Genomic DNA, 26,697 nt, shown 5'->3' with positions numbered 1-26,697 from the left:
GGCTAATGCAGTGCACATTTTATGTGCACTGCATTAGCCGCCCGCCTATTTGTGGTCTAATTCCTATCGTTCTGCCTTGCGAACGGTACTGCCAAAAACAGATGGTGCATGGATAGCATAGGAAATACTAGTCAAACGACCAGCCCTGAAAGCACCACTAACGGAAGTGAAGGTGGTATAGCCCAAATTAGGAATTGTTTGAGCGGGTACTACGATATGGGAGGCATCCGTCTGCACAAAATACGCAGACAGTGAATTATTAGGTGCACCAGAAGTGAAGCCGAAATTATCGATTCTGTACAGTCCCTTATTACCTACTTTCGTGACTACTGATGGGTCATAGACGGTGGTATCGGTGCCGACGACGACTTTGCGTACGAACGAACCGCTTTGGTCTAAGTTGTTAACCGCCGGGTCTGTTACAATCACTGTACGTGACGCCGACACAGTATCTCCTTCCGTATTAGCGCCTTTGTAGCGAATAACATAGATACCTGGACGGCTGGTATTGACAGGATTCGAGATAATTGGCTGAAGAGGTTCACCAACTAAGTTAGCCGTCACGCCGGGCTCGTTGAAGGTTTCGCCTACGTTGATAACATAATATTCGTTACCAGCCAAACTAATAGCAGGGTAGCTTTTAATTCGGGACAAGTTGTCGGTTTCATCCTTCTTGCAGCCCCCGAGGGCTAGCGACGATGCTACTGCTGCAACGCCAAGAAGGGAAAGAGCTAGCTTACGCATGTCTTAATAAGTTAAGTTAGTGAGTACTACTTCTTATCCCACCACACCGGCACCTGTGCCTGTTCGACGGCGGGGGCATTGGCATTGCGTGATATTTCAGAGAAGGGGTAAATCAAGCGCTTGGCATAGGTTCGGCCAGGCAAGTCGCTAAACGGGGTACCGGTAATGAAGGAGGGATACTTCGTGCGGCGGAGTTCCGTCCATGCCTCAAAACCTTCGGTTCCATTAAGAGCAACCCATTTCTGGGTGATGATTCGTTCGAGTCGGCTCTCACCAGTAACATTACCTAAGTTGATAGGACTACTAGTCAGAAAATTGGATAGAACAGGTATTACAACTTGTACTCCATTAACGCTATCTATACGTGTAGTAGGTGTACCCAAGTGCTGAAAGGAGGCAGTAATTGCCTGATTGTAAAGCGAAAGCGGGTCACCTCCTGACGTTAACCCACGGTGCGCAGCCTCAGCTTGCAAGAATAGGCTTTCAGCGCCACTTAACAGCACAACCGGTGAAGCAGGGCCAGCAATCTTCTGCAGGTTAGGACGCGAGCGAGTACTGATAGCACCTGATGCTCCACGAATGGCATCGCCTTGCGGTGTGCCTACGTGGGGAGCGGTGCTCGGCACGGCTGTGGTGCTCCCAGGACGACTAAAGAGGTCATCGATGCGGGGGTCATTAGTCGTGGTTAAGTAGTTAATGCTGGTCTCGCTGGCAATAATGTTGTTGGCGATACCAGAAGATGCGTAGATATCGGTTAGGTAAAGCGGGTTGCCATTCTGGTTGGCTGTCGAAAATCCCGTAATCTGGGCGTCTTCGGTGGCACCCAGAAACTGGGCACCGCGGGCGTACAGAGCCCGGATGCTATCAGCCGCGGCGGGTCGGGCGTATATCTCGCGCAAAAACACTTTTAGCTTGAGCGTGTTGCCAAAACGGCGCCACTTGTCCATATTACCTGCGAAGATGAGGTCTTGACTGCCCACGTTGATACCGTTCGCATTGATGCGCTGCAACGACTGATTGATGAGTTGAATTACACCATCGTACACTACAGGGCCCTCGTCGAACCGGGGCTGCGTATTGGCAGCCCCCAGCAGCGACTCCGTAAATGGAACCTTGTCAAAGCCGTCGGTCAGCACCTGATAAGTGTAAGCTGACTGCAGGCCAGCTATAGCAGCGTAGTTTGAACTGTCGCCCTTAGCCCGGTCAATAACGTAGCGGAAGTTTTTTAGCGCCCCGGTGAACAGGGTCTGGTAGTCGCGGTCGTTGGTGGTTTGACCGATGCGATACCTGTCGTAGTCTTTGTACTGATTGGCTGTGAGGCTTTCGGTCCAGTGCTGCGCGAAGAAGTTGCCAAGGATGTTGAACGACGCACCCATGATGAATGCCAGATTGCCGGTGCCAGCTGGCAGCACTAGGTCGGGGCTTACCGTGGCGGGACGGGTGGGGTCAACGTTGATATCAAGCTGCTTCTCGCAGCTTGCCAGACCACCCGCGCCCAGCAGGCCCAGCAGGAGAAGGCTTTTGTGTATGTTATTCATATCGTCAGGTAAGGAAAGAAAATTTAGAAGCTGACGCGGATATTAGCGCCGTAGCTACGCAGGCTAGGCGAGCCAGTGAAGTCGAAGCCTTGCACGTTGCCGTTGCCGAAGTTGTTGATTTCGGGGTCGACATAGGTGTTCTCCTTGGCCGTCCACAACAGCAGGTTGCGCCCCGTGATTCCCACCGATAGGTTGCCGAAAGGAGTTTTGGTCAACCACTTGCTGGGCAGCGTGTAGGAAAGAGACACTTCGCGCAACTTGGTATAAGATGCATCAATGATATCAACGCCAGCAGGGCCGCTGGCACCTTCCAAGGCACCGAAGTAGTTGTATGCGTCGGTTGGGGTGGTGTTTGGCGAATACGTACCGTCGGAGTTCTGAACGACGCTGTTGGGTACAATGAAGGGCTGACGGTCATTAATCAATGTTTCAGGAGCCGTACCAGCGAAACGCTGGGTAGCACGAGTGCGCGAATACATAGACCCGCCCTGCTTGGTATCTACTACTACTGTCAATGCCAAGCCTTTGTAAGCAAACGTGCTACTCAGGCCTGCCGTGTAGCGAGGTGTAATGGTGCCCATTGCTTTAATTTGGCTGGTCAAAGGTGTGCCCGTAGTAGGCGATACCACTACTTGCCCAGCATCGTTCTTGAGGATGTCGGTAGAAAGGAATACGCCGTAGGGCTCACCAACACGGGCGGTCAGCGAAACGGTACCAAAGCCACCAATGGCAACATCGGCACCGTCGGGAGTGGTAGCAAGCACCTTGCTGACGTTTTTAGAGTAGTTGAGTGACAGGTCCCAAGTGAAGGCTCCCGCTTTAACTGCCGTACCGCTGAGCAATACTTCGATACCTTTGTTTTGAATTTCACCCACGTTGCCAACCAAGCCAGTAAAACCAGAGCCAGGAGGCAGTGGAATGGTGAGAATTTGCTTGGTGCTACGGGTATCGTAGAGACTAACGTCGGCAGTAAGACGACTATTAAAGAAACGTAGTTCTGTACCAACCTCCAACGATTTCGTAATCTCGGGCTGTAAAGTGTTGCTACCAATAGTGTTGCTCTGGCTATATCCTACTACATTACCCAAGGGAAACTGTAGTACGCCGCCGGTATAGCCATTCGTTACGCTGGCCACGTTGAAAACGGAGCGGGTCTGGTAAACAGGGGCATCGTTACCTACTTGAGCCACGTTGGCTCGCAGCTTACCATAGTTGAAGAAGCGATTTTCTTTCAGACCCAACAGGTCTGTGAAGACAAAGCCCACGTTGACGGCAGGATAGAAGAAGCTGCGGTTATTAGCAGGTAGCGTCGAAGACCAGTCGTTACGGGCCGTCAGGCCCAAGAACAGATAGTCGCGGAAGCCAAGGTCAACTGTGGAATATACCCCCACTAGCCGCCGCAGGTTGTGCGTAAGCGACGTGTTGAGGTAGCCATTGTTTTTGTTATTGTTCAGCGTCGCTCCAATGGAATTGCTCACGAGGTTGTTGGTACCAACACCACTACCGTCGAAACCGCGCTGATTGAAATTTTGCCCAACTAAGGCACTGATTGTCAAATCAGGAGTAATCGTACCGTTGTAGGTAATAATAACGTCCGAGTTGACTTCCGTATAATTGAGTTGGTCTTCCGCATAGTAACCGGTACCGGTAGGATAGCCGGCCGTAGTCGGGTCGCGACGGGCCGTGAACTGCGAGCGCTGGTCGCTATAAGTGTCGATGCCAAGGCGATAATTAGCCTTGAGGTGGTCGTTGAGCTGATAACCAATCTGTGCATTGCCCACTAAGCGGTCCACACTATTCTGGAACTTGTTGTCGTGGAGAATCTGCCAGGGGTTAACCGTGTAAGGGCTGTAGTAGCCGTTGATGTCGTTGAACTTGTTGTTGATATCACGTAGCTCCAGCAAGCTGATATCGCGAGGCGTTTGTATCAGCTGGTCGTAGATAGAGCTATAACCCTGACCCGTCACCGCTTGGTCGCTGCTGGTATTGGTATACGTAGCGCTCACGCTGCTAATTATTTTGTTGGTCAAGTGCGTCTCACCGCCCACTTTCACCGAGCTGCGATTGTACTTGGTACCGGGTGTAATGCCAGACTGCTGCACATTAGAAGCCGACACGATGTAGTTGGTTTTGGCATCGCCACCACCCAGCGATATGGTGTTGTTCCAAGTCTTACCTAAGTCGAAGAATTCCCGAATGTTGTCTGGCAGGGCTACATAGGGCTTGGACCGCTGCTGGTTGCCAATGATGTTTCCCCACACGCGGTCTACGCCATCGAAGCGGGGGCCCCAGCTGGTGTTCTCGCGCGTGTCGGAAAGGCGGGTATAACCGTCCTGCGGATAGCCCTGGCCAAACTCATTTTGCATCTTTGGCAGCATGAGAATGTCGTCGATAACGTAAGACGAGGTAAACGTCACTTCGGCTTTACGACCATTTTTGGCAGCACCGCGTCCCGACTTGGTTGTGATGATGATAGCACCAGTAGCAGCACGTGAGCCGTATAGGGCCGTAGCCGCAGGTCCTTTCAGAATGCTTACCGATTCCACGTCTTCCGGGTTGATGTCGTTGGCCCGGTTGCCTGTGTCCACGCCGTTGTTCAGGTTATCGCCAGTGCCTACTTGACTGTTGTCAATTGGAATACCATCTACTACATACAAAGGCTGGTTGTTACCAGTGAAAGACTTATTTCCTCGTATAACTACGCGGGTAGAGCTACCCACACTTCCGGAAGCGCTGTTTATTTGCACGCCGGCTACTTTGCCTTGTAGCGAGTTCAGTACGCTACGGTCACGGCCCTGAGTAAGCTGGCCAGCTTCAATCGTCTGGGTCGAATAACCAAGGGTTTTCTTATCCTTTTCGATGCCCAGTGCCGTCACAACTACTTCGTTGAGCTGCTTGGTGTCGGTGGCCAGCGATACGGTGTAGGGACCGTTGCCGTTGGTGATGGATTGCTGTTGGCCGACATAGCCTACTGAGCTAAAACGCAGCTCGGTGGCCGTGCCGGGTACTGAGATGGAGAACGAGCCGTCAGCATTGGTGGCTGCACCTACGGTTGTGCCTGGCACCAGCACCGTTACGCCGGGCAGCCCCTCATTGGTAGCCCGGTCAATTACCCGGCCCGATACGGTGCGGTCTTGCGCCCACGCAGCTCCAAACGAGCCCAATAGCAGCAAGAGCACCATTCCTAATAGTTTATTTTTCATTTAGAAAGAAGGAGAGGTTTATTAAAAAAAGAACAAGAATTAAAAGCAATCAGCCAAATGATGCATAGCCTGAAGCCTACGCTCAGCAAACACACCTAAAAAACACCTGGGCGCGCGCTGAATTAATTCTGTGCGCTAGTGAAAACACCCGTTTTATTATCGTATTAAGCTCCGAATTGCGCTGGATAACATACTGGCTCTTTGCCTATTATCAATCCAGTAAAATTCACAAATAGCTATCCGCGTTCGGGCTAGTTTCGCGTTGAAGCATAATGCCAAAGTGGTATCCTGTTCAAGCGCTCGCTTAAAGACAAATCGCAGATTCCCACAGCTAAAAACGTAACAGTTGATTGACCTTTCGCAACTATGGGCCAGCCTCTGGCAGCCGCTCCACCCCTACACGAATGAATCGAACAACACACCATTCGTACCTGCATTACCAAGCCGGAGTGACTCCGAATAGTGAGTTTTGTAGGCACTGTCCAAAGCGGGGACGAGCAGGCAGACGCATCTTACCGGGCCATTGCCACGCCCTGACAAGCTAGTTGGGGCCTTGGTGGGTGGGCCCCCGGAACTCGCGGTCACCTACGAAGCTGCATTGCTCCGGGTCGTCGCCGTCCAGTGTATAGTTAATGGTCAGGATGGTACCATCGACAGTTCCAGAGGCCGATATATTTCCTTGGTAGACAGTAGTGTCACCTCTTGAAATTACAGTATACTCGTAGGGCGTGGTAGGCACTGTAATGCGGTTGCCGTCCACAGTGGCCTCGTAGGTCTCACCAATGCCATAGAGGTTTGTGATAAAAGCCTTACCGTTGTTTATATCCGCTTGATTGTAAATCGTAATTGTGTAGGGGTCACCCGGAGTGGTTGGGCATTTTTCTGTGCCGACGTAGTTGCCAGCTACTGAAGAATATACTGCGATATCCTCATCATCCTTTTTGCAGCCGGAGAATGCTAGTCCAATTGCTATCAGACTTGCTGTCAACAGTACAGTTGGGGTTTTATTCATAAAAAAAGTTTGTTTAAGAAGAAGAAGAAAGCCTGAAAGAACAGTTTGCCACGCTAAGGTAATAATTTAAACACTTCTAATACCACGCATCACCAACTCCGAACGAGTAAAAAAGTTGATTATGGTATTATAATTATTTGTGTATTCAATACAAATCACAGGTATAATGTGATTAGCAAATCTATTAGAAAATCAAACTAATACCCTGAGTGTGGCCTTCGCAAAATGAATTTTGTATCCCATGTCACTGATTTTCGCATTTGATAGTCTCCGTATTAAAGAAATGGTTTTAAATGCTCAGTTCAACAGTTGGGGAGAATCATACTACTCATGACCTCCTAAAAAAGCATCAGGTATGACATCGAAGCCCGGGGGTTGAGGATGATTATGCAAATACAATGGTCCTTGATGGAGGAGGCAATATGATAATAGCGGCGAGTTTTCTCGCAACGCCACCTTCGGCGCCAATACCTTGACCGCTACTAACACGGCCATTCCTGAGGCTTTCGTAGGCCACCTTGGTGATTTTGTACTAGCCACGCCAGCCGAAATCTTCACCCTGGCCCCCAACCCCGCCACCGCCCGTGTACGCCTCGCCTGGCCCGAGGCCAGCGCTGCCGCCCGCCCCGTGCAGGTGCTCGATGGGCTGGGCCGCCAAGTGCGCCAACTGGAGCTGCCCGCCCGCGCCACCACGGCCACACTTGAAACCGACGGCTTGGCCCCCGGCATCTACCTCGTGCGCTGCGGCGCGGCCTTGGGCCGGCTGGTGGTGGAGTAACCCTATCCGCAGCCCTGGTCGTACTGTCGGCAATGCCCTCCCCTACTGCCGGAAGCCCCACGCCCCTTACCGTTCGCCTGCCCGATGGCCGCACGCTGGGTTTCACGCGCTACGGCAACCCTGAGCACCGGGCGGTGGTGTACCACCACGGCTTCGGCACCTCCGGCCGGGGCCTGCCCCACGACGCGGCCCTGCTAGCCCGCCTGCAGCTCCAGATACTGGCGCCCGACCGGCCCGGCACGGGGCAGTCCAGCGTGTACCGGCCGCTCACCTTTCCCTCGTTTGCCGACGACATGGTGGCCATGCTCGACGCCTTGGAAATAGCCGGACCGGTGGGCGTAATGGGCTGGTCGGTAGGCGGAGTGCACGCGCTGGCTCTGGCGGCGCGGCACCCCGCGCGGGTAGCGGCCGGGCAGCTGCTCAGCACCTGCCTGCCGCTGGGCGAGCGCGCTGCCTACAAGCATTTGTCGTGGCTGTGGAAGGGGCTGCTGTGGGGCCAGTTGGGCTTTCCCTGGCTGAATCGGACCACCTTCCTCTGGCTCAGCCGGCAGTGGCAGCGCCACCCCGACCGCACCATCAACTGGTTTATCCGCGGCATGCGCTCGGAAGAAGCCCGCGTTACGGCTCAGCATCGGGCGCTGCTACGCGATGCCGCGGTGCAGGGTTTCGCCCACCACGGCCGCAGCGTATTCGACGATGCGCAGGCTTGGTGCCGTCCGCCGGGCTTCCGCATCGAAGACGTGCGCGCCCCCATGCAGCTTTGGCACGGCGAGGCCGATGGCGTGTGGGGTCCGGGCAACATCCCTTACCTGGCCCGGCGGCTGGGCGGCGCACCGGTGCGGCTGCTGCCGGGCCAGGGGCACATGCTGTACCTGGAAAACTGGCCGGCTATTATGGAGGAGATGGCAGAAATGCTGTAGCGCGAACTTTCTATTCGCGTCTCCGCTCAGCTGGGGTGTCGTGCAGGTACGCGAACTGAAAGTTCGCGCTACATCCGCACACGCATCTGGTGCCAGCCGGGTTCCTCATAGTGGTAGCTGAGTAAGAACCCGCTGGTTTCGCAAATCTGGCGGGCGATGGGCAGGCCCAGGCCCACGCTGCCCGGCGGCCGGCTGGGATTGGTCCGGAAGCGGGCGAATAGTTGGTCAGCGGGCAGGGCCTGGGGGCGGCCGGTGTTCTCCACCTTGAGCAGCTGGGGCGTGAGCACCACACGCACCACGCCGCCCGGCCGATTGTGTCGGATGGCATTCACCACGAGGTTGCTCACCAGAATGTCCAGCAGTGAGCGGTTCACAGCCACCAGCACCTGCGGGGCCAGGTCGGTTTCGAGGGTGAGATCGGCGGCGTCCATCTGCTCGCGCAGCTGCTCCAATTGGGTGCGTAGGGAGGCGGCCAGGTCCACGGTTTCGGTGGGGAAGAACAGCTGCTGGTCGAGGTGCACGAGCAGCAGCAGGCTGCGGCACAGGTGCGTAAGGCGTTGCGTGACGGCCAGCAGCGGCTCGATGTGCCCGGCCTGCTCCTCGGTCAGCCCGGGAGCCTGCACTAAGGAGTCGAGCTTGGTGCGCAGGATGGCCAGGGGCGTTTGCAGCTCGTGGGCGGCGTTTTCAGCAAACTCGCGCTGGCGGTGGTAGAGGCGCTGGTGCTTGGAGAGCACCCGCGTCAGGGCCGCGTTCAGGGCTTTGAATTCGGGAATATCCGTCGGGGCCAGCACGGGCGCGTGGTGCTGGTCGAGCTGGTACTGCTGCAACACGGCCAGGGTATGGTAGAAGGGCCGCCAGTAGCGCCGCGTGAGCACGTGCTGAATAATCAGAATGCCGCCCAATAGCACCCCCAGCAGAATGGCCCCGGCCACCGTAATGCCCACCAGCAAATCCCCGTCATCGAGCACCGACGTTCGTACTTCCAGCCGGTAGGGCTGGCCCTGAAACTGGACTACTTCGGCTATCTGCCGGTACTGCTGGGGCTCGCCGGTAATGGTGTTCAGCATCATCCGGTCGCGGAACTCGTCGGGCCGGACGGGATACTGCCCGCCCGCCGTCAGGGGCACAAACTCCACATTGTGGTCGATGCGGTGCCAGAACGCCAGGTCGGCGGGCGTGCGCAGTTCCAGACGCGCGCTTCGCTTCACGCGCATTTTGCGCCGCGTGAGGGTGCGGTCTACGTACACGTAGTAGAGCTTGCGAATGACGGTGTAGTACACCCACGTACCCGCCGCGGCCACCACCACAGCATAGAGCAGGAAAATAACGGTGGTGCGGGCCAGCAGCTTCATGGGGTCATTCTACGTTTTGAAGGGGATGGCGCGGGGCTCTGTTCCGTGTCGGCTAATAGCAGGCCTCCGGCCTGCAATCGTTGAACGGCCAGTGGGCGCAATGTTCTAACGGATGCAGGCCAGAGGCCTGCTACTAGTCGGCACGGGGCGGAGCCCCGCGCCATCATATGCCTATGCTGCCGGCTCCGGGTCGAACCGATAGCCAAGGCCGTAGACCATGCGGATGTGGTTGGGCGCGCCGGCTTCCGTCAGCTTGCGCTTGAGGTTTTTGACGTGGGCATACACGTTCTCGAAGGTATCGAATTGCTCAGCAGCATCGCCGGAGAGGTGCTCGGCAATGGCGCCTTTGGTGATGACGCGCTTCTGGTTGGCCAGCAGCAGGAGCAGCAGGTCGAACTCGGTGCGGGTGAGGTTGAGCGGGCGGTCGGCCACGGCGGCGCGGCGGGCGGGCACATCCACGGCTAGCTGGCCCACGCGCAGCAGGTTGGTGCCCTGGAAGTGGCGGCGGCGCACCAGTGCAGCCACGCGGGCACTGAGCTCGGGTAGGTAGAAGGGCTTAGGCAGGTAGTCATCGGCGCCCAGCTCCAGGCCGGTGATGCGGTCGTCGACGGCGGCGCGGGCCGAGGTAATGATGACGCCGGTAGGCTTCTGCTGGCGCTGTAGCTCGCGCAGCAGGTCGAGGCCGTCGCCGCCGGGCAGCGTGAGGTCCAGGATGATGCAGTCGTAGTCGTAGAGCAGCATTTTTTCCTGGGCCTGCTCGTAGGTGCTGGCCGTTTCGCAGTGGTATTGTTGGGCTTGCAGGTAGCGAACCACGGTGTCGAGCAGTTCCGGTTCGTCTTCTACAATGAGCAGCTTCATGGGTGGGAGTTGTTCTGATGTTTAACCTCACCCCCGGCCCCTCTCCCGCAGGGAGGGGCGCCACGGCGGCGCGGTCGCCTGATTCGTCAGGCTCCCCTCTCCGCGGGAGAGGGACTGGGGGTGAGGTTCCGGCGTCTGGTCCCGCCGCAAACGATTTTTTGGCAAAAGCCAATTTCTTCCAAATGTATTCTAAATCGGTGGGCTACTTCGCTGCATCAATACCCCGCGGCCGGCTGGCCTCGGCCTCCCTCCTTCCCCAAATCCCACCCAATGCTCTCTCTCCTCGGATTCCTGATGATTAGTACGTTCATGTACCTCATCATGTCGAAGCGCATGTTTGCCATGACGGCGCTGATTTTGATTCCCATCGTGTTTGCCCTCATCGGCGGTTTTCGGGCCGAAATTGGGGACATGATGCTGGATGGGGTGAAGAAAATCGCGCCCACGGGCATCATGCTCATCTTCGCCATCATGTATTTCGGCATCATGACCGACGCGGGGCTATTCGACCCCATCGTGGCCAAGATTCTGAAAGTGGTGGGCGGCGACCCGCTCAAAGTCGTCATCGGCACCGCTATTCTGGCTTTGTCGGTGTCGCTCGACGGCGACGGTACCACCACCTACATCATCGTGGTGGCGGCCATGCTGCCGCTCTACCGCCGCCTCAAAATGAATCCGCTCATCCTCACGGCCACCGCTTTTCTGGCCAGCGCCGTGATGAACATTCTGCCCTGGGGCGGCCCCACGGCACGGGTATTGTCGGCCCTGCACCTCGATAGCTCGCAGGTGTTCACGCCCCTTATTCCGGCCATGATAGTGGCGGCGGGCTGGGTCATTTTTGTGGCCTACGTCTTCGGCAAGCGGGAGCGTGCCCGCCTAGGCATCATCACCATTACCGAAGATGCCGACGCGCTGGTGGCCGAGGCCAACCACGAGGACCTGGCCCTGCGCCGCCCCAAGCTACTGTGGCTAAATGCGCTGCTCACGCTGGCGTTGCTGGTGGGCTTGTTTATGGATGTGGTGCCGCTACCGGTGCTGTTTATGGTGGCCTTTGCGATGGGTATGCTCATCAACTACCCCAAGCTGGGCGAGCAGCGCGGCCGCCTGAACGCCCACGCCGGCAATGCCGTGATTGTGGCCGGCATGGTGTTCGCGGCGGGCATTTTCACCGGCATCCTGGCTGGCACCAAGATGGTGGATGCCATGTCGCAGACCATCGTCACGCTCATTCCCAACTCGTTGGGGCCGCACCTGCCCATCCTCACGGGCATTACCAGCGCGCCGTTCACCTTTTTCATGAGCAACGATGCCTACTACTTCGGCATCCTGCCGCTCGTGACCAAGGCTGCCACCCAGTTTGGGGTGAGCGTGGAGGCCATGGGCCGGGCCTCGCTGCTGGGCCAGTCGGTGCACCTGCTGAGCCCACTGGTGCCCAGTACCTACCTGCTGGCCGGCCTGGCCGGCGTCGATTTTGGCGACCACCAGCGCTTCACCCTGAAATGGGCCTGTGGCACCGTGCTAGTGATGCTGGTGGTGTGCCTGCTGCTGGGCGTGGTGCCGGTGTAGATAAGCGACTCGATGGCGCGGGGCCGTGCCCGATGCCTGCTATTGGCGGGCCTCTGGCCCGAAGGTGGCCGCGCCGTCCAGTTCCATTTCAACGATTGCAGGCCAGAGGCCTGCCAATAGCAGGCATCGGGCACGGCCCCGCGCCATCACTCCTAATATTTTACCTACCACCCGCCTTGTGGCGGCCTAATTCCCACGTCCAATTGAAAAATATTCTCCTGCTTTTCGCTTGCCTCTTACTGCTAGCCAGCCCCAGCCACGCCCAAAGCCGGGGCAAATACAACGGCTGGCTGCAATACACCGGCACGTATTCGCTCAACCAGCGGTTCGACATCAACCTGGGGGCGCAGTACCGCGCCTACAACGGCCTCACCGACAAGCGCCTGCTGCTGGGCCTGGCCAACCTGCAATACAACCTCAAAAGCCTGCCCATGTCGGTGGCGGCCGGCTACATGTACCTCCAACTCCAGCCCTATACCAATGCCGAGCAAACCGAAAAAGCCGACAACCGCGAAAACCGCCTCTACCAGCAAGTCATTGTGAACAATAAGCTCGGCCGGGCCCGCCTGCTGCACCGCTACCGCATCGAGGAGCGGTGGACGGCCACGGACTTCCGCCTACGCTTCCGCTACCTAGCCTCATTGCGGTTGCCACTAGGCTCCAAGGCGCTGGAAAACCCCAAGTGGTACGCCACCATAAAAGACGAAATCCGCATCAGCGACCAGGAAAATCCCTTCGACAGCAACCGCGTGTGGGCCGGTGCGGGCTACATTCTCAACAAGCACCTGGGCGGCGAGCTGTTGTGGATGACGCAGTTCAACGGCGGCGCCGACCGCACCAACTACGTAGCCTTCATCCTGCGCCACGACTTTGGCTGGTCGGCCGACAAGCCCGAACGCCGGCCGCGCTTCCTGCCGCAGTAATTTTCCGCTTTATTTAGCCGCATGTACGCTCCGCTTCAGCAAATTCTTGACAACCCGTTGGCCGCCCTGGCCATTGTGGGCAACTTAGTCATCATCGAAAGCCTGCTTTCGGTGGACAATGCCGCCGTGCTGGCCACCATGGTGGGCGACCTGCCCAAGGAAGAGCGCAAAAAAGCGCTGCGCTACGGCATTTTCGGGGCCTATATTTTCCGGGGCTTGTGCATCCTGTTTGCCTCCTTCCTTATCCAGTTCTGGTTTTTGAAGCCACTGGGCGGGCTCTACCTGCTGTATTTGGTGTACGACCATTTCAAGGCCGGCCCGGCGCACGACGAGGAGAAAATCGAGAAGGAGAAGAGCTGGTTCTACCGCAACACGCTGGGCTTGTTTGGTAAATTCTGGGCCACCGTGGCCCTCATTGAACTGATGGACCTGGCCTTTTCCATCGACAACGTGTTTGCCGTGGTGGCTTTTACGGATAACCTGATTCTGATTTGCGCGGGCGTGTTCATCGGCATTCTGGCCATGCGGCTGGTGGCGCAGGCTTTCGTGCTGCTGATGGGCAAGTATCCATTTCTGGAAACCGCCGCCTTCGTGGTCATCGCCATTCTGGGGCTGAAGCTGCTGCTGTCGCTGGTGTCGCACTTTCTACCCGGCCACCCCGTCAGCGAGGCGCTAGAAAGCGAGGCAGCTGACGTAACTCTCACCATTCTTACGGTGGCCTGCTTCCTCATCCCGTGGGCTACTTCGCTGCTCTTCAACTGGCCGCAACGCCCGGCCGGCAACCGCGCCGCCGAAGCCCGGCAAGCGGACGAGAGCGTGCGGCAGCAAGCCTAGGGCACTGGCCTCTCAACGATGTAAGAGCGCAATGGGGTGCGTTTCTACACCGGGCTGGCAATCGCCGAAATATTCAGGGCATTGGACTAAAGAGCGCGGGTTGCCGTAATGCACGCTCCGTTGTTGCATTACCTTCCAGCATTTTGCTCACTGCCTTCCGCTCGCTTCAGCACCGCAATTTCCGGCTGTATTACGCCGGGCAATCCATCTCCCTCATTGGCACCTGGATGCAGCGGCTGGCCGTGGGCTGGCTGGTGTACAACGCCACACATTCGGCTTTTTTACTGGGTCTCGTTTCCTTTTGCGGTCAGATTCCGACGCTGCTTCTCGCGCCGTATGGCGGCACCGTGGCCGACCGCTACAGCCGCTACCAAGTGCTGCTCATCACTCAGGTAGCCTCGCTGGTGCAGGCCAGTGTGCTGGCGTGGCTGGTGCTGAGCGGGCACTACGCTACCTGGGCCGTAGCGGGCCTGAGCCTGCTGCTGGGCACCATCAATGCTTTTGATATTCCGGCGCGGCAGTCGCTCATCGTAGAGCTGGTCGAAGACCGGACGCACCTCTCCAACGCCATTGCCCTGAACTCGACCATGGTGAACCTGGCCCGGCTGGTAGGCCCAGCCGTAGCCGGGCTGCTGCTGGCCCGCTTCGGCGAAGGCCCCTGCTTCGTGGTGAATGCGCTGAGCTTTGTGGCAGTGGTAACGTCGCTGCTGCTCATGCGCATTGCGCCGCGCCCGGCCCGCACGCACCGCCCCGGCGCCTGGGAGGGCTTGCGCGAGGGTTGGGCCTACCTCAGTCAGGCCGCTGGTCTGCGCCGTCAGATTTTGCTCATGGCGGGCATCAGTTTCTGCGCCATGCCGTTTGGCACGTTGTTGCCGGTGTTTGCCAAGGACGTATTTCACGGCGCGGCCGGCACCTACGGCTGGCTCAACAGCCTATCGGGGCTGGGCTCCCTGGTGGGGGCGTTCTACCTGGCTTCTCAACCGGCCGAAAATCGTCGGCCGCAGTTGATTACCTACGCCGCATTGGTATTTTGCGCCAGTATCGTAGCGTTTGCGCTCAGCCCGCAGCTAGGGCTGGCGCTGGTGTTCATCACGCTGGGGGGTGCGGGCATGATGCTCTTCATTGCGGGCACCAACACAGCCATTCAAACCAATGTGGCCGACCACATGCGCGGCCGGGTGCTGAGCTATTACGTGATGGCGTTTCAGGGCGTGCAGCCGTTGGGCGCGCTGCTGGGGGGCTGGCTGGCCCGGCACATTGGGGCGCCGCATACGGTGGCGCTACAGGGCGCGGCGGGCTTAGCGGTAGCGGTAGCCTTCTGGCAACAGGGCCGGCAGGCGGAGGGCAGGAAACAGGTGGCGGTGAGGTAGCTTGGGAACAGATAATCAGAAACCCCGGTCATGCTTTGCCTGGGCTCAGCATGACCGGAGTTTCAAGTGCTTTTGCTAATGTATATTCAACCCAAGGGCTATACTTCCAGCACCGTTTTCCCTGTGGTCGTAGCAGCGTTTTCCGTCTCTAGGCCCGCCACGTAGCGGTATTCGGCGGTGGCATTGCTGGCGGTGAAGGTGGCCAGGATGTAACCCCGCTTCGAGGCGTCCAGGTACTGCAGGTCGTCGATTAGCAACTGGTTCGATTGCTCGAAGCCCGCAATGGCGGCGCTGTTGCCGGCCAGCAGCGCCTCGAAGCCAGGCGACGATACCGACGAACAGGCAAATTCGGCCCCGGCGCGACGGCCGGTGCTGGTGGTGAGGTCGCTGTGCCAGGCGTTGTGCGTGTCGCCGGCCAGGGAAATGAGCGCCTTGTTGCCGGCAGCGGCGTAGAGGTTTTCGCGCTCGGCTGGATAGCCGTCCCAGGCGTCGAGGTTGTAGGGCAGCACGGTGCTCACGCGGGCGCGCTCGGCGGCCGTCACGGTGGGGTCGTTGGCCAGCACGCGGGCCTTGATGGTGCTGAGTTGGGTGGCGACCGTGCTGTACTGCGCCAGCAGCGTGGCGGATGGCGCGGTAACCAACTGCGCAATAATGGGCAGCAACTCGGCCGGAATGTACATTTTGCCCATCAGCACCTGCGAGCCCAGCACCTGCCACCGGGCGCTGCTGCCACCCAAGGCACTGCCGAGCCAGGCGCGCTGGTCGGCGCCCAGCATTGAGCGACTGGGGTTTTGCCAAGCCGTGCCAAAAGCGGCCGCATTGAACACGCCGGTGCTGCTGAAATAGTCGGACAAACTCAGCTGCTTGTCGCGGCCCACAATGCGGGTGTCGAGCATGAGCAGGTTGACGAGGTTGCCGAACTCGAAGCGGCGGTAGATTTTGCTTTTATCGGTGGTGCGGGCCGGCAGGTATTCAAACCATGCTTGGTTGGCGGCGCGCTTGCGGTCCTCGAAGTTGCCTTCGGTGGCGGGCTGGTGGTTTTCGGCGCCGGTGGTGTAGGCGTCGTTGGCGTACTCGTGGTCGTCCCACACGCAGATGAAGGGCTTGAGCTGGTGGGCCCGTTGCAGCTGTTTATCGGACCGGTACTGACGGTAGCGGGTGCGGTAGTCGCTGAGGCTCAGGATTTCGGTGGCTGGCAGGTGCGCCCGATTGAGGGCGGCGGTGCTGCCGGTGGTGCCGTAGCCGCCCGCGCCGTATTCGTAGATGTAGTCGCCGAGATGCACCACGGCATCGGCGTCAGATGCAGCCACGGCCCCGTACACGTTGAAAAGACCAGCCTGGAAATTGGCGCACGACACCACCGCCAGCTTCACGCTGCTGGCCTGGCTGCCGGTGGGCAGCGTCCGGGTTTCGCCCACCACCGATTCGGCCTTGGTGCGCTCGTTGCGGAAGCGGTAGTAGTACTTGGTATTGGCCGCGAGGCCGGGCACGTCTACCACGGCGGTGTAGTCGGTGCTGGCAGCGGCGGCTATTGTACCGCTGGCCACCAGTGGATTGAAGGCGTTGGACGTGGCTATTTCCCAGCGCACGCTGGCGTCGCCGGTTTCATTATCGGCGTTGGTGTAGCGCGTCCAGAGGATGATGTTGCTGGCCGAGGGGTCGAAGCTGGCCACGCCTTCCCGGAAGCCGAAGTTGCCAGTGTAATTGATGGTGGGGTCGTCGCTGTCGTCTTTGCAGCTGGTGAGCAGGCCGGGCAGCAGGGCCACGCCGCCGGTGAGCAGCGCCGAATTGCGAACGAATTGCCGACGCGTGATTTTGGTATTGTTTTCAGCCATTGCCAAGAAGGGTTAGTTCCCGGCAAAGTTGAAAGTAGCTTGTTGGCAGCAAATTACGGCGGCGTTATGAATTGGCTATGGGTCGTAATCCCCTTCCCATCCCGCAATTGCCACAGGCGCAAATGCCGGGGCTTCAACAGCAGCTTTATACCGATGGCACAGCGATTCGGCCCTTCGCGTTTCAGCGTTGAACGGGCAGATAATGGGACCTGGCAAACCATTCGCTGGGCCTTTTGCCGTGGGTTTCCGGGTGGAGATGCTTCGACAAGTGGACGCTGGGTGAGCACGACGTTCTAGGCATTTCTTTAACAGTTTCGATTGCTCTTTGCGGTAGACATGCCTCTACAAAATCAGCATAATGCAGTTTGTCATCATCATCTAGCCAGCTGCTCTACCTTTGTTTACTTATGCTTGTTTTCCAGCCGATTGGCGGGGATACGTTCCACTCCTTACCTTCTCTTTATGCGATTCACGTTTACTTTTCTTCTGGGTGCCAAGGGACGGCAACCTATTCGGCGCGGGCTGCTGGCACTGCCACTGGTGGGCCTGCTGGCCGGGCCTGTGCTAGCCCAAACCCCGGCTACTTTCGCCACGTCGGTCAATTACACCACAGGCGGCACTGGCGTAGTGGGCTTGGCCGTGGCCGATGTGAACGCGGACGGCAAGGCCGACCTGCTCACATCTAACTTTAATGAAGGTACGGTGGCCGTGCTGCTGGGCACGGGTACGGGCACCTTTGGAGCGGCCACCACCTTCAGTAGCGGGGGCAACCTTCCGGTAGGGGTGACCGCAGCCGACGTGAACGGCGACAACAAGCTGGACTTCATTGTGGCCAACCAAAGCAGTGGTACGATAGGCGTGCTGCTGGGCACGGGCATGGGTACCTTTGGCACAGCAACCACCTTTGGCAGCGGGGGAGTTTACCCTACTGACTTGGTGGTGACTGATGTGAACGGCGACAACAAGTTGGATATTCTGGCATCCAATCAAACCAGTGGCACATTGGCCGTGCTGCTAGGCACGGGCGCTGGCACTTTTGGTACGGCTGCCACGTTTGGCACCGGTCTTAGCAGCCTGCTGGGCCTGGCCGTAGCCGACCTAAATGGCGATGGCAAGCGCGACGTGGTGGTAGGCACCTACACCGGCAGCTCGGTGGCCGTGTTGCTGGGCACCGGCACGGGCACTTTTGGCACAGCCGCTTCTTTTACTGTGGGCGCTGGCCTTGGCCCAGGCCGACTGGCGCTGGGCGATGTGAACGGCGACAATAAGCTAGATATTCTGACAGCTAACTACGCCAATGCCACGGCCGCCGTGCTGCTCGGTACGGGCACGGGCAGCTTCGGCACGGCCACCACGTATGGCAGCGGGGGCGGTAGTCCACAAGATATCGCGGTGGCCGACGTGAACGGTGACAATAAGCTGGATATTCTGACGGCCAACTCTGGCAACACCACGGCTGGGGTATTGCTGGGCACGGGTATGGGCACTTTTGGCGCGGCCACTGCTTTTAGCACCGGGAGCGCCGGTGGCTATCCCTACGCCATCAGGGCAGCTGATGTGAATGGCGATGGCCGGCCCGACCTGCTGGTAGCCAACTACTTTGGTAATAGCCTGTCGGTATTGCTGAACACCACGGTAGCCCCTACCCTCACCGCCCTTAACCCCATTGCGGGGCCCGTGGGCACCAGCGTCACACTCACTGGCACCAACTTGGGCAGCATTACCACGGTGAAGTTCAACGGCGTGACGGCGCCGGGCTTTGTGGTAAACTCAGCCACGAGCATTACGGTGAGCGTACCGGCCGGCGCCACTACCGGCCCGGTCAGCGTGCAGACTGCAACCAGCACGGCTACCGGCCCCAACTTCACCGTTACGTATCCCGATTTGGTTGTTAACACCACGACCACCGTGGCGGCAGGTATTTACAACAGCATCACTGTGAACAACCCCGGCGTGGCTACTCTGGCCGGCAACGTGACCGTGAACACGAGCACCGTGGTAAATACCGGCGCGACGCTAAACGACGGCTGCTTTGTGCTGAGTGGAGCAGGGAATTTTACCCTGGCCGCCGGCGCAACATTGGGCATCTGCCACGCGCAGGGACTGAGCGCGACGCCGGGCGCGGGCGCTATTCAGAACACCGGCTTCCGCAGCTTCTCGACTGATGCCACCTATGTCTACAACGGCACCACTGCCCAGGTAACCGGCAACGCCCTGCCTTACCTGGTGCGCGCCCTAACCACGACGAACCCCAACGACCTGACAATGACAGCCAACACTAGCGTGACGCAAACCGTAACGGTGGCCGGCAGTGGCAATCTGGTATCGAACACAGCCCTAACCCTGTTGAGCAGCGCCGCGGGCACCGCCCTGGTGGTGAACAGCGGTACGGGCATAGTGGTAGGCTCCACGGTTGTGCAGCGCTACATCTCGCCCAGCAAGAACCCCGGCCTGGGCTACCGGCATCTTGCGCCGCCCGTGAACGGGGCCACGGTGGCCAGCCTGGCCACGACGGGTTTCACGCCCGTGGTAAATGGTGCGTATAACAGCTCGCCCACGCCGGGCTTGGTCACGCCCTTTCCCACGGTGTACTACTACGACCAAAGCCAGCTGGTAACGGCAAGCAACAACTTGGCAGCTTTTGATAAGGGCTGGGGCTCGCCCGTCGCGTTGAGCTACCCGCTCACGTCCGGTCTGGGCTACACGGTCAACATGGCCGGTGGGCTGACGGTAAATTTCTCCGGCACCCTTCTCAATGGCAACCGCTCGGTGGGCGTGAGCCGCAACGCAGCTGGCAGCGCGAATGCGGCCGACGCCGGGTGGGCCCTGATAGGCAACCCCTACGCCAGTCCGCTCGATTTCTCACTGGTGGCCGCGGCCGACCGTGCCGGCTTCGATGCGGCCATGTATGTGTTTGAAAGCACCGGCCCCTACGCCGGCAGCTACCGCCCCTACGTAAACAACCTGCCCGCTGCCAACGCCCTTGTGGGCAGCAGCCAAGCCTTCTTTGTGCGGGTGAGCAGCACCCAGACCAGCGCCACGCTGCAATTCCGCAACAGCCAGCGCGTGACCAGTTACACCACGCAGGTGCCACTCTACCGCACCGCCGCCGATGCCCGCGCCCGCGTTCAGCTGGACCTACACAGCGCCGTCACCGGCCTCACCGACGCCTTTTATGCCTACGCCGAAGCCGGAGCCACCCCTGCCTTCGATGGCGAGTTTGACGCCGCCAAGCTGCCCAACTCCACCGGCCTGAACCTGGCCGGCCTCGCCGCCAGCGGCGAAGGCTTGGCCATCGACGGGCGCCCGGCCTTTACGCCTGCCACCAGCATCGCCCTCACCGTGGGTGTGCCGGCCGCGGGTACCTACACCCTCACCGCCGCTGAGCTGGCTAATCTACCCACCGGCCTCACCCCCTATCTGGTTGATGCCCGCACCGGCAGCAGCACCGCCCTCAACCCGGGCAGCGTCTACTCATTCTCGGTGAGCGCCACAGAGGCCCAGGCACTCATCACGGGCCGGTTCACGCTTCGGTTCGGGCCGTTGGGCGTGCTGGCCACCACCCCCACCCTCAGTGCTGCCGAAGTGAGCGTGTTCCCCAACCCAGCCCACGAGCGCTTCACGGCGCTGGTGCCAGCCGTGGCCGGAGCCTCCATCGTGCAAGCCGACCTGCTCAACGGGCTGGGCCAAGTGGTATGCCGCCTCAGCACGCCGCTGCCCGCCGCCGGCGCTAGGCTGAATGTGCCCACCGCCATGCTCGCACCCGGCCTCTACGTGCTGCGCCTCACCGCCGGCCCGTCTACTATTACGAAGCGAGTAGTTATCCAATAAGCCAATGCAGCCGGCAGGGCGCAGGTTCACCTTATTCCAGCCGCTCAATAAGCAAAAAGCCCCTGTTGACATTCAACAGGGGCTTTTTGATGAGTAATATACTGTGAGCGAGGTCTTACACTAGCTGCATCTCCTTCAAATGCACCAGCATGTCGGCAGTCATCTTGTCGAGGTCGAAATCGGGCTGCCAGCCCCAGTCCTGCCGGGCTTTGGAGTCGTCGATGCTGGCGGGCCAGGAATTGGCGATTTGCTGACGGCCGTCGGGCTTGTAGGTGACTTTGAAATTAGGTTCGTGCTTTTGAATGCTGGCCGTAATTTCGGCTGGCGAAAAGCTCATGGCGCCCAGGTTGTAGCTGGTGCGCACCTTGATTTGCTCGGCGGGCGCGTGCATCAAATCCAACGTCGCTTTCAGCGCATCGGGCATGTACATCATCGGCAGGTACGTGTCTTCTTCAAGAAAGCACTCGTAGTTCTCACCGGCCACGGCGCGGTGGTAGATGTCCACGGCGTAATCCGTAGTGCCGCCGCCAGGTAGGCTCTTGTAGCCGATGAGGCCCGGGTAGCGCAGGCTGCGCACGTCCAGGCCGTGCTTGCGGTGATACCACTCGCACCACTGCTCGCCGGCCAGCTTGCTGATGCCGTACACCGTGTTGGGATTCATGATGGTGACCTGCGGCGTGTTGTCGCGCGGGGTATCGGGGCCGAACACGGCAATGGAGCTGGGCCAGTACACCTGGGCCACGCCATGGGCCACGGCCGCTTCGAGCACAATGAGCAGGCCGTCCATGTTCAGCTGCCAGCCGAAGAGCGGGTTTTTCTCGGCTGTGGCGGAGAGCAGCGCGGCGAGGTGATAAATCTGCTTGGGCCGGTACTGCCGGATGAGCTTGTCGAGCCGGGTGCGGTCGAGTACGTCAAGCAGCTCGAAGGGGCCACCGGCCAACAAATCCGGATTTTTGGGCGGGCGCACGTCGGCGGCTACCACCAGATGGGGCTCGTAGCGCTGGCGCAGCGCAGCTACTAACTCCAGGCCGAGCTGGCCACAGGCGCCAATAACCAGCACAGCGCCGGGTAAAACAGAGGTATCGGTGTCGCCGGGAGTGGTGGCCATGCGGGAGTCGGGTTGGGGTGGTGAGGGAAATCTGCACAAAGATATCGGCTCGGCTGTAGCCCGCACGGTGTGAGCTACGTACTAGCCCTACCACATTGCCAGTGCGCCTCACCCAGGGCGCTCCGACCCATGCCTGAAACCACTCCCCTTTACTCGGTAATTTACCGTAGTCAAGCCTCGCGTGCGGTGCACGAGGTAACGCTCACTTCGCTGCTGCGCAAAGCCCGCCTCTACAATCAGCAGACCCAGATAACCGGGCTGTTGCTGTTTGCCAAAGGACATTTCCTGCAGTTGCTGGAAGGGCCAGAGCCCGCGCTCAGCGACTTATACGCCCGCATCAACGACGACCCCCGTCACTACGACGTGCGGACGCTGGCCTACGGACCCATCGAAAAGCGGGCGTTTGCGCGCTGCCCTTTGGTATATGCGCCCGTGGAGGCCGCTTTTATTGAGAAAGCGGCCCGCTGCCTGCCCACTGCCCCCGTTGGCGTTACCCCGGCGCCCTGCCAGGAGGTGCACCAGTTGCTGCGCACCTTCGCCCAAGGCCACGCCCTGGAGCAATAGCCCGCTACCCGGCTCGGCCCTCGCGGTATCTTTGAGCCGATGAATGTTCGGTTGGTTCTCCTGTTTCTTGGTTTAAGCGGCTGGCTGAGCAGCCTCGCGTTGCACGCCCAGCCAGCCGCTGGGCCGCGCTACCGCAACCTCGTGATGGAAGGTGGCGGCATCCGGGGCATTGCCTACGGCGGGGCGTTGCTGGAACTGGAGCAGCGGGGCATTCTCAGCGGCTTGCAGCGGGTGGGCGGCACTTCGGCTGGGGCCATTCAGGCGGCGTTGCTGGCGGTGGGCTACTCGGCCAAGGAAATTATCGACGTGGTGAATGCCACACCAGTGCAGCGGCTGAACGACGGCCGGTTCATCTTTTTTGGGGGCACGCACCGGCTCATCACGCAGTATGGCTGGTACCGGGGCGACGAATTCAGCACCTACCTCAGCGAACTGGTGGCCTGCAAAACCCAGCAGCCTAACCTCACGCTGGCCCAGCTGCATGAGCTGGCCCAAAAGCAGCCCGGCCACTACCGCGACCTATACACCACTGGCACCAACCTCACCCAGCAGCGCGTGCAGGTGTTCAGCTACGAAACCAACCCCACCATGCGCGTGGCCGATGCCGTACGCATCAGCATGAGCATTCCGCTGTATTTCCGGGCCGTGCTGCTCGATGCCGAAGGCAAGGTGGTGACCGGCAACCCTGCGCCCGGCCAGCCAGTGCAGGTACTGGTCGATGGCGGCCTGCTAGCCAATTACCCCGTCGATTTGTTCGACTACCCGCGCTACTTGCCCACTGGTTTTACCGGTCCGCCGGATGCGCGCGGCCGCATCTTCAACCCCGAAACACTGGGCCTGCGCCTCGACCGCGCCGAGCAGATTCCGCTGGATACGGCGCCTACCGGCCGTCAACAACTCGCGCCCTACGACATTCAGGACTTCAACTCCTACCTGGCCGCCCTCTATACCGTGGCTCTCGAAAACCTCAACCCTGTGCAGGCCGGCGACCAACGCCGCACCATCAACATCGACTTCCTAAACTTCAGTCCGAAAATCAAACGCATTTCCGACGCCCAGAAGAAGCAGCTGATGGACAGCGGACGGAAGGGTGTGCAGGCGTTTATGGAACGACAGGCGGGAAAATAATTTTGTAATAATGCGGAGAAGGCAACGATAAGCCTCTCATGAAAACCGCTTTCTTCCGCTCATGAGCTCAGCAACAGGAGCAGGCATTATGGCTCTGGTGCTGCTGGCTGTGGCGCTACCACTGCTGCTGAGCATCGGTACGTACCTCCGCAATCAGAAGCTTGTTCGGCCAGTCATCCTGTTCGCATACAAGCCGTGGCGAGACATGAGCTTGTGGTGGACTCTATTGCAGACCTCATTTGGTTTGGCAATGATTGCGGGTGCCATCATTATCACCATTAAAAATGGGGCACAGCCAGCCATTTTTATCGTTGACGTGCTCATGCTTCTTGTGGCTTGGCGTTGCTTTCCAGGCATTTGCCTGTGGTGGGCTTATTGGCAATGGGATGGCCAAGCCTGCCTTCGCTTCGACCGGACGAAAAAAGAAATAGCCTACACCAATCGGGAAATCAACTTCCGTTTTGCAGTGTCGGAAATAGAATCACTCTCACGCTACATTCCGGCAGCTGGCCGGGCGGCCAGTGCTGATTACAGTTATACCGTTATTCACCTGGGCAACGACCGGACGCTGGTTGTGACCTCGCTGTTGTGCGACGATGTTGACTGGCTTACGATATTGCCTGCCGTCAAAACCGAAGTTGTCAAGCGCCGTTTTGCCTGGCTGCCTGCGGATTCTGAGTTCAGAAAGTTTTTCAGCCCTTTTTCCAGGTAGCAGTGGTTTGAAGCAAAAAGGTGCAACAACTATAAGTTGCCGCACCTTTTTGCTTCAAACCACTGCTAAACCCTTGCTAGGCCGCACGGAAACCCGTGGCCTGGCGCACGCTACGCTCGTTGCCGGTGGCCGGGTCGGCGTAGGAGTGGTCGCCCACTTCCACCGACAGGCGTTTGCCTACCAGCTGCTTGGTATCGAGGTTCTTGCCCGCTTCCGGCTTGATGCCCACCGCGGAATACAGCTGGAGAATGATGGGATGGCCGGCCTCAGAGTTGTAGAAGCGCTGCGAGACGAATCCGTCTTCGTTTTCCATGCGCGCGGCAAAAAACGGCACGTTCTGGTGCTCGCTCACACCTTCTTCAATGGAGGTAATTTCGACTGTGTGGCGGCCGTCGGGGAGGAAACCTTTGTCCTGGCCCTGGTCAACTGTGATTTTCATAACACTAAATTTATTGGAAAGTCAAACTAATTATATTAGCTTAACGAGGCAGCCGCTCCAAGGTTTCATTTCCGGCAATGAAACTTGGGCCTGCTGTCCGTTGTGCTGCCTTGCTTCGCATAGACGAATCAGCGAGCCTTGCGCTACCTAACCTCCAATGACTTTTAGCCAGCAGCGGCCGGCTTCTGGTACGTAATTTTGTTTATTACCTCCCAACTCCCACCGTATGTACGCCACCCTCCAGCCCGACCTCACGCAGCAGCTCCAGGAAATCAAAGACGCCGGCCTTTTCAAAAAGGAGCGCATCATCACCTCGCCCCAGGGCGCCGAGATTGAAACCAACGAAGCCGGCGAAGTCCTAAACTTTTGCGCCAACAACTACCTGGGCCTCAGCTCGCACCCTGAAGTTATCAAAGCGGCCAAGGACACCATTGATACGCACGGCTACGGCATGTCGTCGGTGCGCTTCATCTGCGGCACGCAGGACATTCATAAGGAGCTGGAAGCCAAGCTAGCCGAGTTTCTGGGCACCGAAGACACCATTCTCTACGCCGCGGCTTTCGATGCGAATGGCGGGGTGTTCGAGCCGCTGTTCAACGAGCAGGACGCCATTATCTCCGATGCCTTGAACCACGCCAGCATCATCGACGGGGTGCGGCTGTGCAAGGCCCAGCGCTACCGCTACGTGCACAACGACATGGCCGACCTGGAAAAGCAGCTGCAAGATGCCGTGGCCAAGGGCACGCGCCACCGCATTATCGTCACGGACGGCTCGTTCTCAATGGACGGCACCATCGCGCAGCTCGATAAAATCTGCGACCTCGCCGACAAGTATCAGGCCCTGGTGATGATTGATGAGTGCCACTCGATGGGATTCCTGGGCAAAACTGGCCGCGGCACCCACGAGTACCGCAACGTGCTGGGCCGCGTCGACATCATTACCGGCACGCTGGGCAAGGCGCTGGGCGGGGCCATGGGCGGCTTCACCTCGGGCCGCAAGGAAATCATCGACATGCTACGCCAGCGCAGCCGGCCCTATCTGTTCTCGAACACGCTTGCACCCGCCATTGTAGGGGCCTCACTCCGCGTGTTGGAACTGCTCACCGAAAGCACCCAGCTGCGCGACCAGCTCGAAGAGAACACCAAATACTTCCGCGAAAAGATGACGTCCGCTGGCTTCGACATCACGCCCGGCGAGCACCCCATCGTGCCCGTTATGCTGTATGATGCCAAGCTGGCCCAGGAATTTGCCGCCAAAATGCTTGACGAGGGCATTTATGTGGTGGGTTTCTACTACCCCGTAGTGCCGCAGGGCAAGGCCCGCATCCGGGTGCAGCTGAGCGCGGCGCACACCCGCGCACACTTGGACAAAGCCATTGCCGCGTTCACCAAAGTGGGTACGGAACTGGGCGTATTGAAATAGGCAATGATTTGAAAAACAGGACATCATGCTTCGCCGAGTGTAGCATGATGTCCTGTTTTTTGCTTTTACTCCGCCTTTGCCAGCACGGTACCTTGCAGAGTGAGCACCTGCGGGCCGCTGATGTCGTCGACGTTGGTAGCGACGGTGACGGTTTTAGTGAAAGGGCCGGCATTGGCCGCATTGAAGGTGGCCGTGATGATGGATGATTTGCCGGGCAGCACGGGCTCCTTCGACCACTGGGGCACGGTGCAGCCGCAAGAGCCGTGCACATCGGCTAGTAGCACGGGAGTTTTGCTTTTGTTGGTGAATTTGAAGGTGGCCGTGACGGGCACGCCCTGTTTGATGTCGCCGAACTGGTGGGCCGTTTTTTCCCAGGCAATGGCGGTGGGCGCGGCGGAGCGGGCTGGGCTGGTGATTGCTGGCGTGTTTAGTGCAATGAGCTGTTGGGCCGAAGTGGCAGTGCCGGCCAATAGCAGCGCGGCAAGAATGGTAACGGGTTTCATGGGCATGATGAGTAAGACGTGAAGAATGAGGTGCGTGCGCAAACCGAAGGGTTCGT

21 protein-coding genes are annotated in these 26,697 nt (G+C 58.9%); 11 read left to right on the top strand and 10 right to left on the bottom strand.

The window, feature by feature from the left end; genetic code table 11:
* Positions 1–63: 63 nt before the first annotated feature.
* From J4E00_RS06960 to J4E00_RS06945, 4 genes are all read right to left on the bottom strand, one after another.
* The gene (locus J4E00_RS06960; RefSeq protein WP_208174391.1) at positions 64–744 is read right to left on the bottom strand and encodes an immunoglobulin-like domain-containing protein; all 681 of its coding nucleotides are present in this window, start codon (positions 742–744) and stop codon (positions 64–66) included.
* Between the two features lie 26 nt (positions 745–770).
* Positions 771–2,282 (bottom strand): SusD/RagB family nutrient-binding outer membrane lipoprotein, encoded by a 1,512-nt coding sequence (locus J4E00_RS06955; protein WP_208174390.1) that lies wholly within the window; start codon positions 2,280–2,282, stop codon positions 771–773.
* A 23-nt stretch (positions 2,283–2,305) separates the two neighbouring features.
* Positions 2,306–5,485, bottom strand: coding sequence for a SusC/RagA family TonB-linked outer membrane protein (locus J4E00_RS06950; RefSeq protein WP_208174389.1), 3,180 nt, complete (start codon positions 5,483–5,485; stop codon positions 2,306–2,308).
* A gap of 541 nt (positions 5,486–6,026) precedes the next feature.
* The gene (locus tag J4E00_RS06945) at positions 6,027–6,497 is read right to left on the bottom strand and encodes a hypothetical protein (RefSeq protein WP_208174388.1); all 471 of its coding nucleotides are present in this window, start codon (positions 6,495–6,497) and stop codon (positions 6,027–6,029) included.
* Positions 6,498–6,969: 472 nt separating this feature from the next.
* On the opposite strand from J4E00_RS06945, the gene J4E00_RS06940 reads away from it, so the two are divergent.
* Together J4E00_RS06940 and J4E00_RS06935 are read left to right on the top strand one after the other, a co-directional pair.
* Positions 6,970–7,275, top strand: a complete 306-nt coding sequence (locus J4E00_RS06940; protein WP_208174387.1) for a T9SS type A sorting domain-containing protein — start codon at positions 6,970–6,972, stop codon at positions 7,273–7,275.
* A 32-nt stretch (positions 7,276–7,307) separates the two neighbouring features.
* On the top strand, positions 7,308–8,195 hold the full coding sequence (locus tag J4E00_RS06935) for an alpha/beta fold hydrolase (RefSeq protein WP_208174386.1): 888 nt from the start codon (positions 7,308–7,310) through the stop codon (positions 8,193–8,195).
* A 68-nt stretch (positions 8,196–8,263) separates the two neighbouring features.
* On the opposite strand, the gene J4E00_RS06930 is transcribed toward J4E00_RS06935, so the two are convergent.
* Both J4E00_RS06930 and J4E00_RS06925 read right to left on the bottom strand, forming a co-directional pair.
* Positions 8,264–9,547 carry a sensor histidine kinase gene (locus J4E00_RS06930; protein WP_208174385.1) on the bottom strand — a complete coding sequence of 428 codons (1,284 nt, stop codon included), beginning with the start codon at positions 9,545–9,547 and terminating at the stop codon, positions 8,264–8,266.
* A 171-nt stretch (positions 9,548–9,718) separates the two neighbouring features.
* Positions 9,719–10,405, bottom strand: coding sequence for a response regulator transcription factor (locus J4E00_RS06925; protein ID WP_208174384.1), 687 nt, complete (start codon positions 10,403–10,405; stop codon positions 9,719–9,721).
* Between the two features lie 270 nt (positions 10,406–10,675).
* Between J4E00_RS06925 and J4E00_RS06920 the strand changes: the two genes are divergently transcribed.
* The 4 genes from J4E00_RS06920 to J4E00_RS06905 all read left to right on the top strand — a co-directional run bounded on the left by J4E00_RS06920 (position 10,676) and on the right by J4E00_RS06905 (position 15,098).
* The gene (locus tag J4E00_RS06920; protein ID WP_208174383.1) at positions 10,676–11,971 is read left to right on the top strand and encodes a CitMHS family transporter; all 1,296 of its coding nucleotides are present in this window, start codon (positions 10,676–10,678) and stop codon (positions 11,969–11,971) included.
* A 203-nt stretch (positions 11,972–12,174) separates the two neighbouring features.
* A complete protein-coding gene (locus J4E00_RS06915; RefSeq protein ID WP_208174382.1) occupies positions 12,175–12,894 on the top strand; it encodes a DUF2490 domain-containing protein in 720 nt (239 codons plus the stop codon).
* 21 nt (positions 12,895–12,915) lie between these two features.
* Complete coding sequence (locus J4E00_RS06910; RefSeq protein ID WP_208174381.1) at positions 12,916–13,728, top strand: TerC family protein; 813 nt, start codon at positions 12,916–12,918, stop codon at positions 13,726–13,728.
* Between the two features lie 143 nt (positions 13,729–13,871).
* Positions 13,872–15,098 carry an MFS transporter gene (locus tag J4E00_RS06905; RefSeq protein WP_208174380.1) on the top strand — a complete coding sequence of 409 codons (1,227 nt, stop codon included), beginning with the start codon at positions 13,872–13,874 and terminating at the stop codon, positions 15,096–15,098.
* A 98-nt stretch (positions 15,099–15,196) separates the two neighbouring features.
* Here J4E00_RS06905 and J4E00_RS06900 read toward each other — a convergent pair whose 3' ends face one another.
* Positions 15,197–16,933, bottom strand: a complete 1,737-nt coding sequence (locus J4E00_RS06900; RefSeq protein WP_208174379.1) for an alkaline phosphatase D family protein — start codon at positions 16,931–16,933, stop codon at positions 15,197–15,199.
* A 462-nt stretch (positions 16,934–17,395) separates the two neighbouring features.
* Between J4E00_RS06900 and J4E00_RS06895 the strand changes: the two genes are divergently transcribed.
* The gene (locus J4E00_RS06895) at positions 17,396–20,764 is read left to right on the top strand and encodes an FG-GAP-like repeat-containing protein (protein ID WP_208174378.1); all 3,369 of its coding nucleotides are present in this window, start codon (positions 17,396–17,398) and stop codon (positions 20,762–20,764) included.
* Positions 20,765–20,879: 115 nt separating this feature from the next.
* Here the strand turns inward: J4E00_RS06895 and J4E00_RS06890 are convergent, their stop codons facing one another.
* Positions 20,880–21,872, bottom strand: coding sequence for an NAD-dependent epimerase/dehydratase family protein (locus J4E00_RS06890; protein ID WP_208174377.1), 993 nt, complete (start codon positions 21,870–21,872; stop codon positions 20,880–20,882).
* 129 nt (positions 21,873–22,001) lie between these two features.
* On the opposite strand from J4E00_RS06890, the gene J4E00_RS06885 reads away from it, so the two are divergent.
* The 3 genes from J4E00_RS06885 to J4E00_RS06875 all read left to right on the top strand — a co-directional run bounded on the left by J4E00_RS06885 (position 22,002) and on the right by J4E00_RS06875 (position 24,276).
* The gene (locus tag J4E00_RS06885) at positions 22,002–22,436 is read left to right on the top strand and encodes a BLUF domain-containing protein (protein WP_208174376.1); all 435 of its coding nucleotides are present in this window, start codon (positions 22,002–22,004) and stop codon (positions 22,434–22,436) included.
* A gap of 39 nt (positions 22,437–22,475) precedes the next feature.
* The gene (locus J4E00_RS06880) at positions 22,476–23,564 is read left to right on the top strand and encodes a patatin-like phospholipase family protein (RefSeq protein ID WP_208174375.1); all 1,089 of its coding nucleotides are present in this window, start codon (positions 22,476–22,478) and stop codon (positions 23,562–23,564) included.
* A 61-nt stretch (positions 23,565–23,625) separates the two neighbouring features.
* Positions 23,626–24,276 carry a hypothetical protein gene (locus J4E00_RS06875; RefSeq protein WP_208174374.1) on the top strand — a complete coding sequence of 217 codons (651 nt, stop codon included), beginning with the start codon at positions 23,626–23,628 and terminating at the stop codon, positions 24,274–24,276.
* A gap of 76 nt (positions 24,277–24,352) precedes the next feature.
* On the opposite strand, the gene J4E00_RS06870 is transcribed toward J4E00_RS06875, so the two are convergent.
* A complete protein-coding gene (locus tag J4E00_RS06870) occupies positions 24,353–24,715 on the bottom strand; it encodes a hypothetical protein (RefSeq protein ID WP_208174373.1) in 363 nt (120 codons plus the stop codon).
* A gap of 226 nt (positions 24,716–24,941) precedes the next feature.
* On the opposite strand from J4E00_RS06870, the gene kbl reads away from it, so the two are divergent.
* A complete protein-coding gene (gene kbl, locus J4E00_RS06865; protein ID WP_208174372.1) occupies positions 24,942–26,138 on the top strand; it encodes a glycine C-acetyltransferase in 1,197 nt (398 codons plus the stop codon).
* Positions 26,139–26,203: 65 nt separating this feature from the next.
* On the opposite strand, the gene J4E00_RS06860 is transcribed toward kbl, so the two are convergent.
* Entirely contained in the window at positions 26,204–26,641 is a 438-nt protein-coding gene (locus J4E00_RS06860) for a DUF1573 domain-containing protein (protein WP_208174371.1), read from the bottom strand.
* Between the last annotated feature and the right edge of the window lie 56 nt (positions 26,642–26,697).

The organism is Hymenobacter negativus (assembly GCF_017571495.1).
GTDB classification, from domain to species: Bacteria; Bacteroidota; Bacteroidia; order Cytophagales; family Hymenobacteraceae; genus Hymenobacter; species Hymenobacter negativus.
The sequence above is the reverse complement of the archived record's forward strand: the minus strand, read 5'-3'. Positions and strand labels throughout refer to the sequence as shown.

What these genes read in the sequence shown, in the direction of transcription:
- J4E00_RS06920 (WP_208174383.1), top strand. Translation starts at nt 10,676, where the DNA reads ATGCTCTCTCTCCTCGGATTCCTGATGATTAGTACGTTCATGTACCTC.
- J4E00_RS06945 (WP_208174388.1), bottom strand. Translation starts at nt 6,497, where the DNA reads ATGAATAAAACCCCAACTGTACTGTTGACAGCAAGTCTGATAGCAATT.
- J4E00_RS06960 (WP_208174391.1), bottom strand. Translation starts at nt 744, where the DNA reads ATGCGTAAGCTAGCTCTTTCCCTTCTTGGCGTTGCAGCAGTAGCATCG.
- J4E00_RS06900 (WP_208174379.1), bottom strand. Translation starts at nt 16,933, where the DNA reads ATGGCTGAAAACAATACCAAAATCACGCGTCGGCAATTCGTTCGCAAT.
- kbl (WP_208174372.1), top strand. Translation starts at nt 24,942, where the DNA reads ATGTACGCCACCCTCCAGCCCGACCTCACGCAGCAGCTCCAGGAAATC.
- J4E00_RS06955 (WP_208174390.1), bottom strand. Translation starts at nt 2,282, where the DNA reads ATGAATAACATACACAAAAGCCTTCTCCTGCTGGGCCTGCTGGGCGCG.
- J4E00_RS06925 (WP_208174384.1), bottom strand. Translation starts at nt 10,405, where the DNA reads ATGAAGCTGCTCATTGTAGAAGACGAACCGGAACTGCTCGACACCGTG.
- J4E00_RS06870 (WP_208174373.1), bottom strand. Translation starts at nt 24,715, where the DNA reads ATGAAAATCACAGTTGACCAGGGCCAGGACAAAGGTTTCCTCCCCGAC.
- J4E00_RS06880 (WP_208174375.1), top strand. Translation starts at nt 22,476, where the DNA reads ATGAATGTTCGGTTGGTTCTCCTGTTTCTTGGTTTAAGCGGCTGGCTG.
- J4E00_RS06875 (WP_208174374.1), top strand. Translation starts at nt 23,626, where the DNA reads ATGAGCTCAGCAACAGGAGCAGGCATTATGGCTCTGGTGCTGCTGGCT.
- J4E00_RS06885 (WP_208174376.1), top strand. Translation starts at nt 22,002, where the DNA reads ATGCCTGAAACCACTCCCCTTTACTCGGTAATTTACCGTAGTCAAGCC.
- J4E00_RS06910 (WP_208174381.1), top strand. Translation starts at nt 12,916, where the DNA reads ATGTACGCTCCGCTTCAGCAAATTCTTGACAACCCGTTGGCCGCCCTG.
- J4E00_RS06935 (WP_208174386.1), top strand. Translation starts at nt 7,308, where the DNA reads ATGCCCTCCCCTACTGCCGGAAGCCCCACGCCCCTTACCGTTCGCCTG.
- J4E00_RS06930 (WP_208174385.1), bottom strand. Translation starts at nt 9,547, where the DNA reads ATGAAGCTGCTGGCCCGCACCACCGTTATTTTCCTGCTCTATGCTGTG.
- J4E00_RS06950 (WP_208174389.1), bottom strand. Translation starts at nt 5,485, where the DNA reads ATGAAAAATAAACTATTAGGAATGGTGCTCTTGCTGCTATTGGGCTCG.
- J4E00_RS06890 (WP_208174377.1), bottom strand. Translation starts at nt 21,872, where the DNA reads ATGGCCACCACTCCCGGCGACACCGATACCTCTGTTTTACCCGGCGCT.
- J4E00_RS06895 (WP_208174378.1), top strand. Translation starts at nt 17,396, where the DNA reads ATGCGATTCACGTTTACTTTTCTTCTGGGTGCCAAGGGACGGCAACCT.
- J4E00_RS06860 (WP_208174371.1), bottom strand. Translation starts at nt 26,641, where the DNA reads ATGAAACCCGTTACCATTCTTGCCGCGCTGCTATTGGCCGGCACTGCC.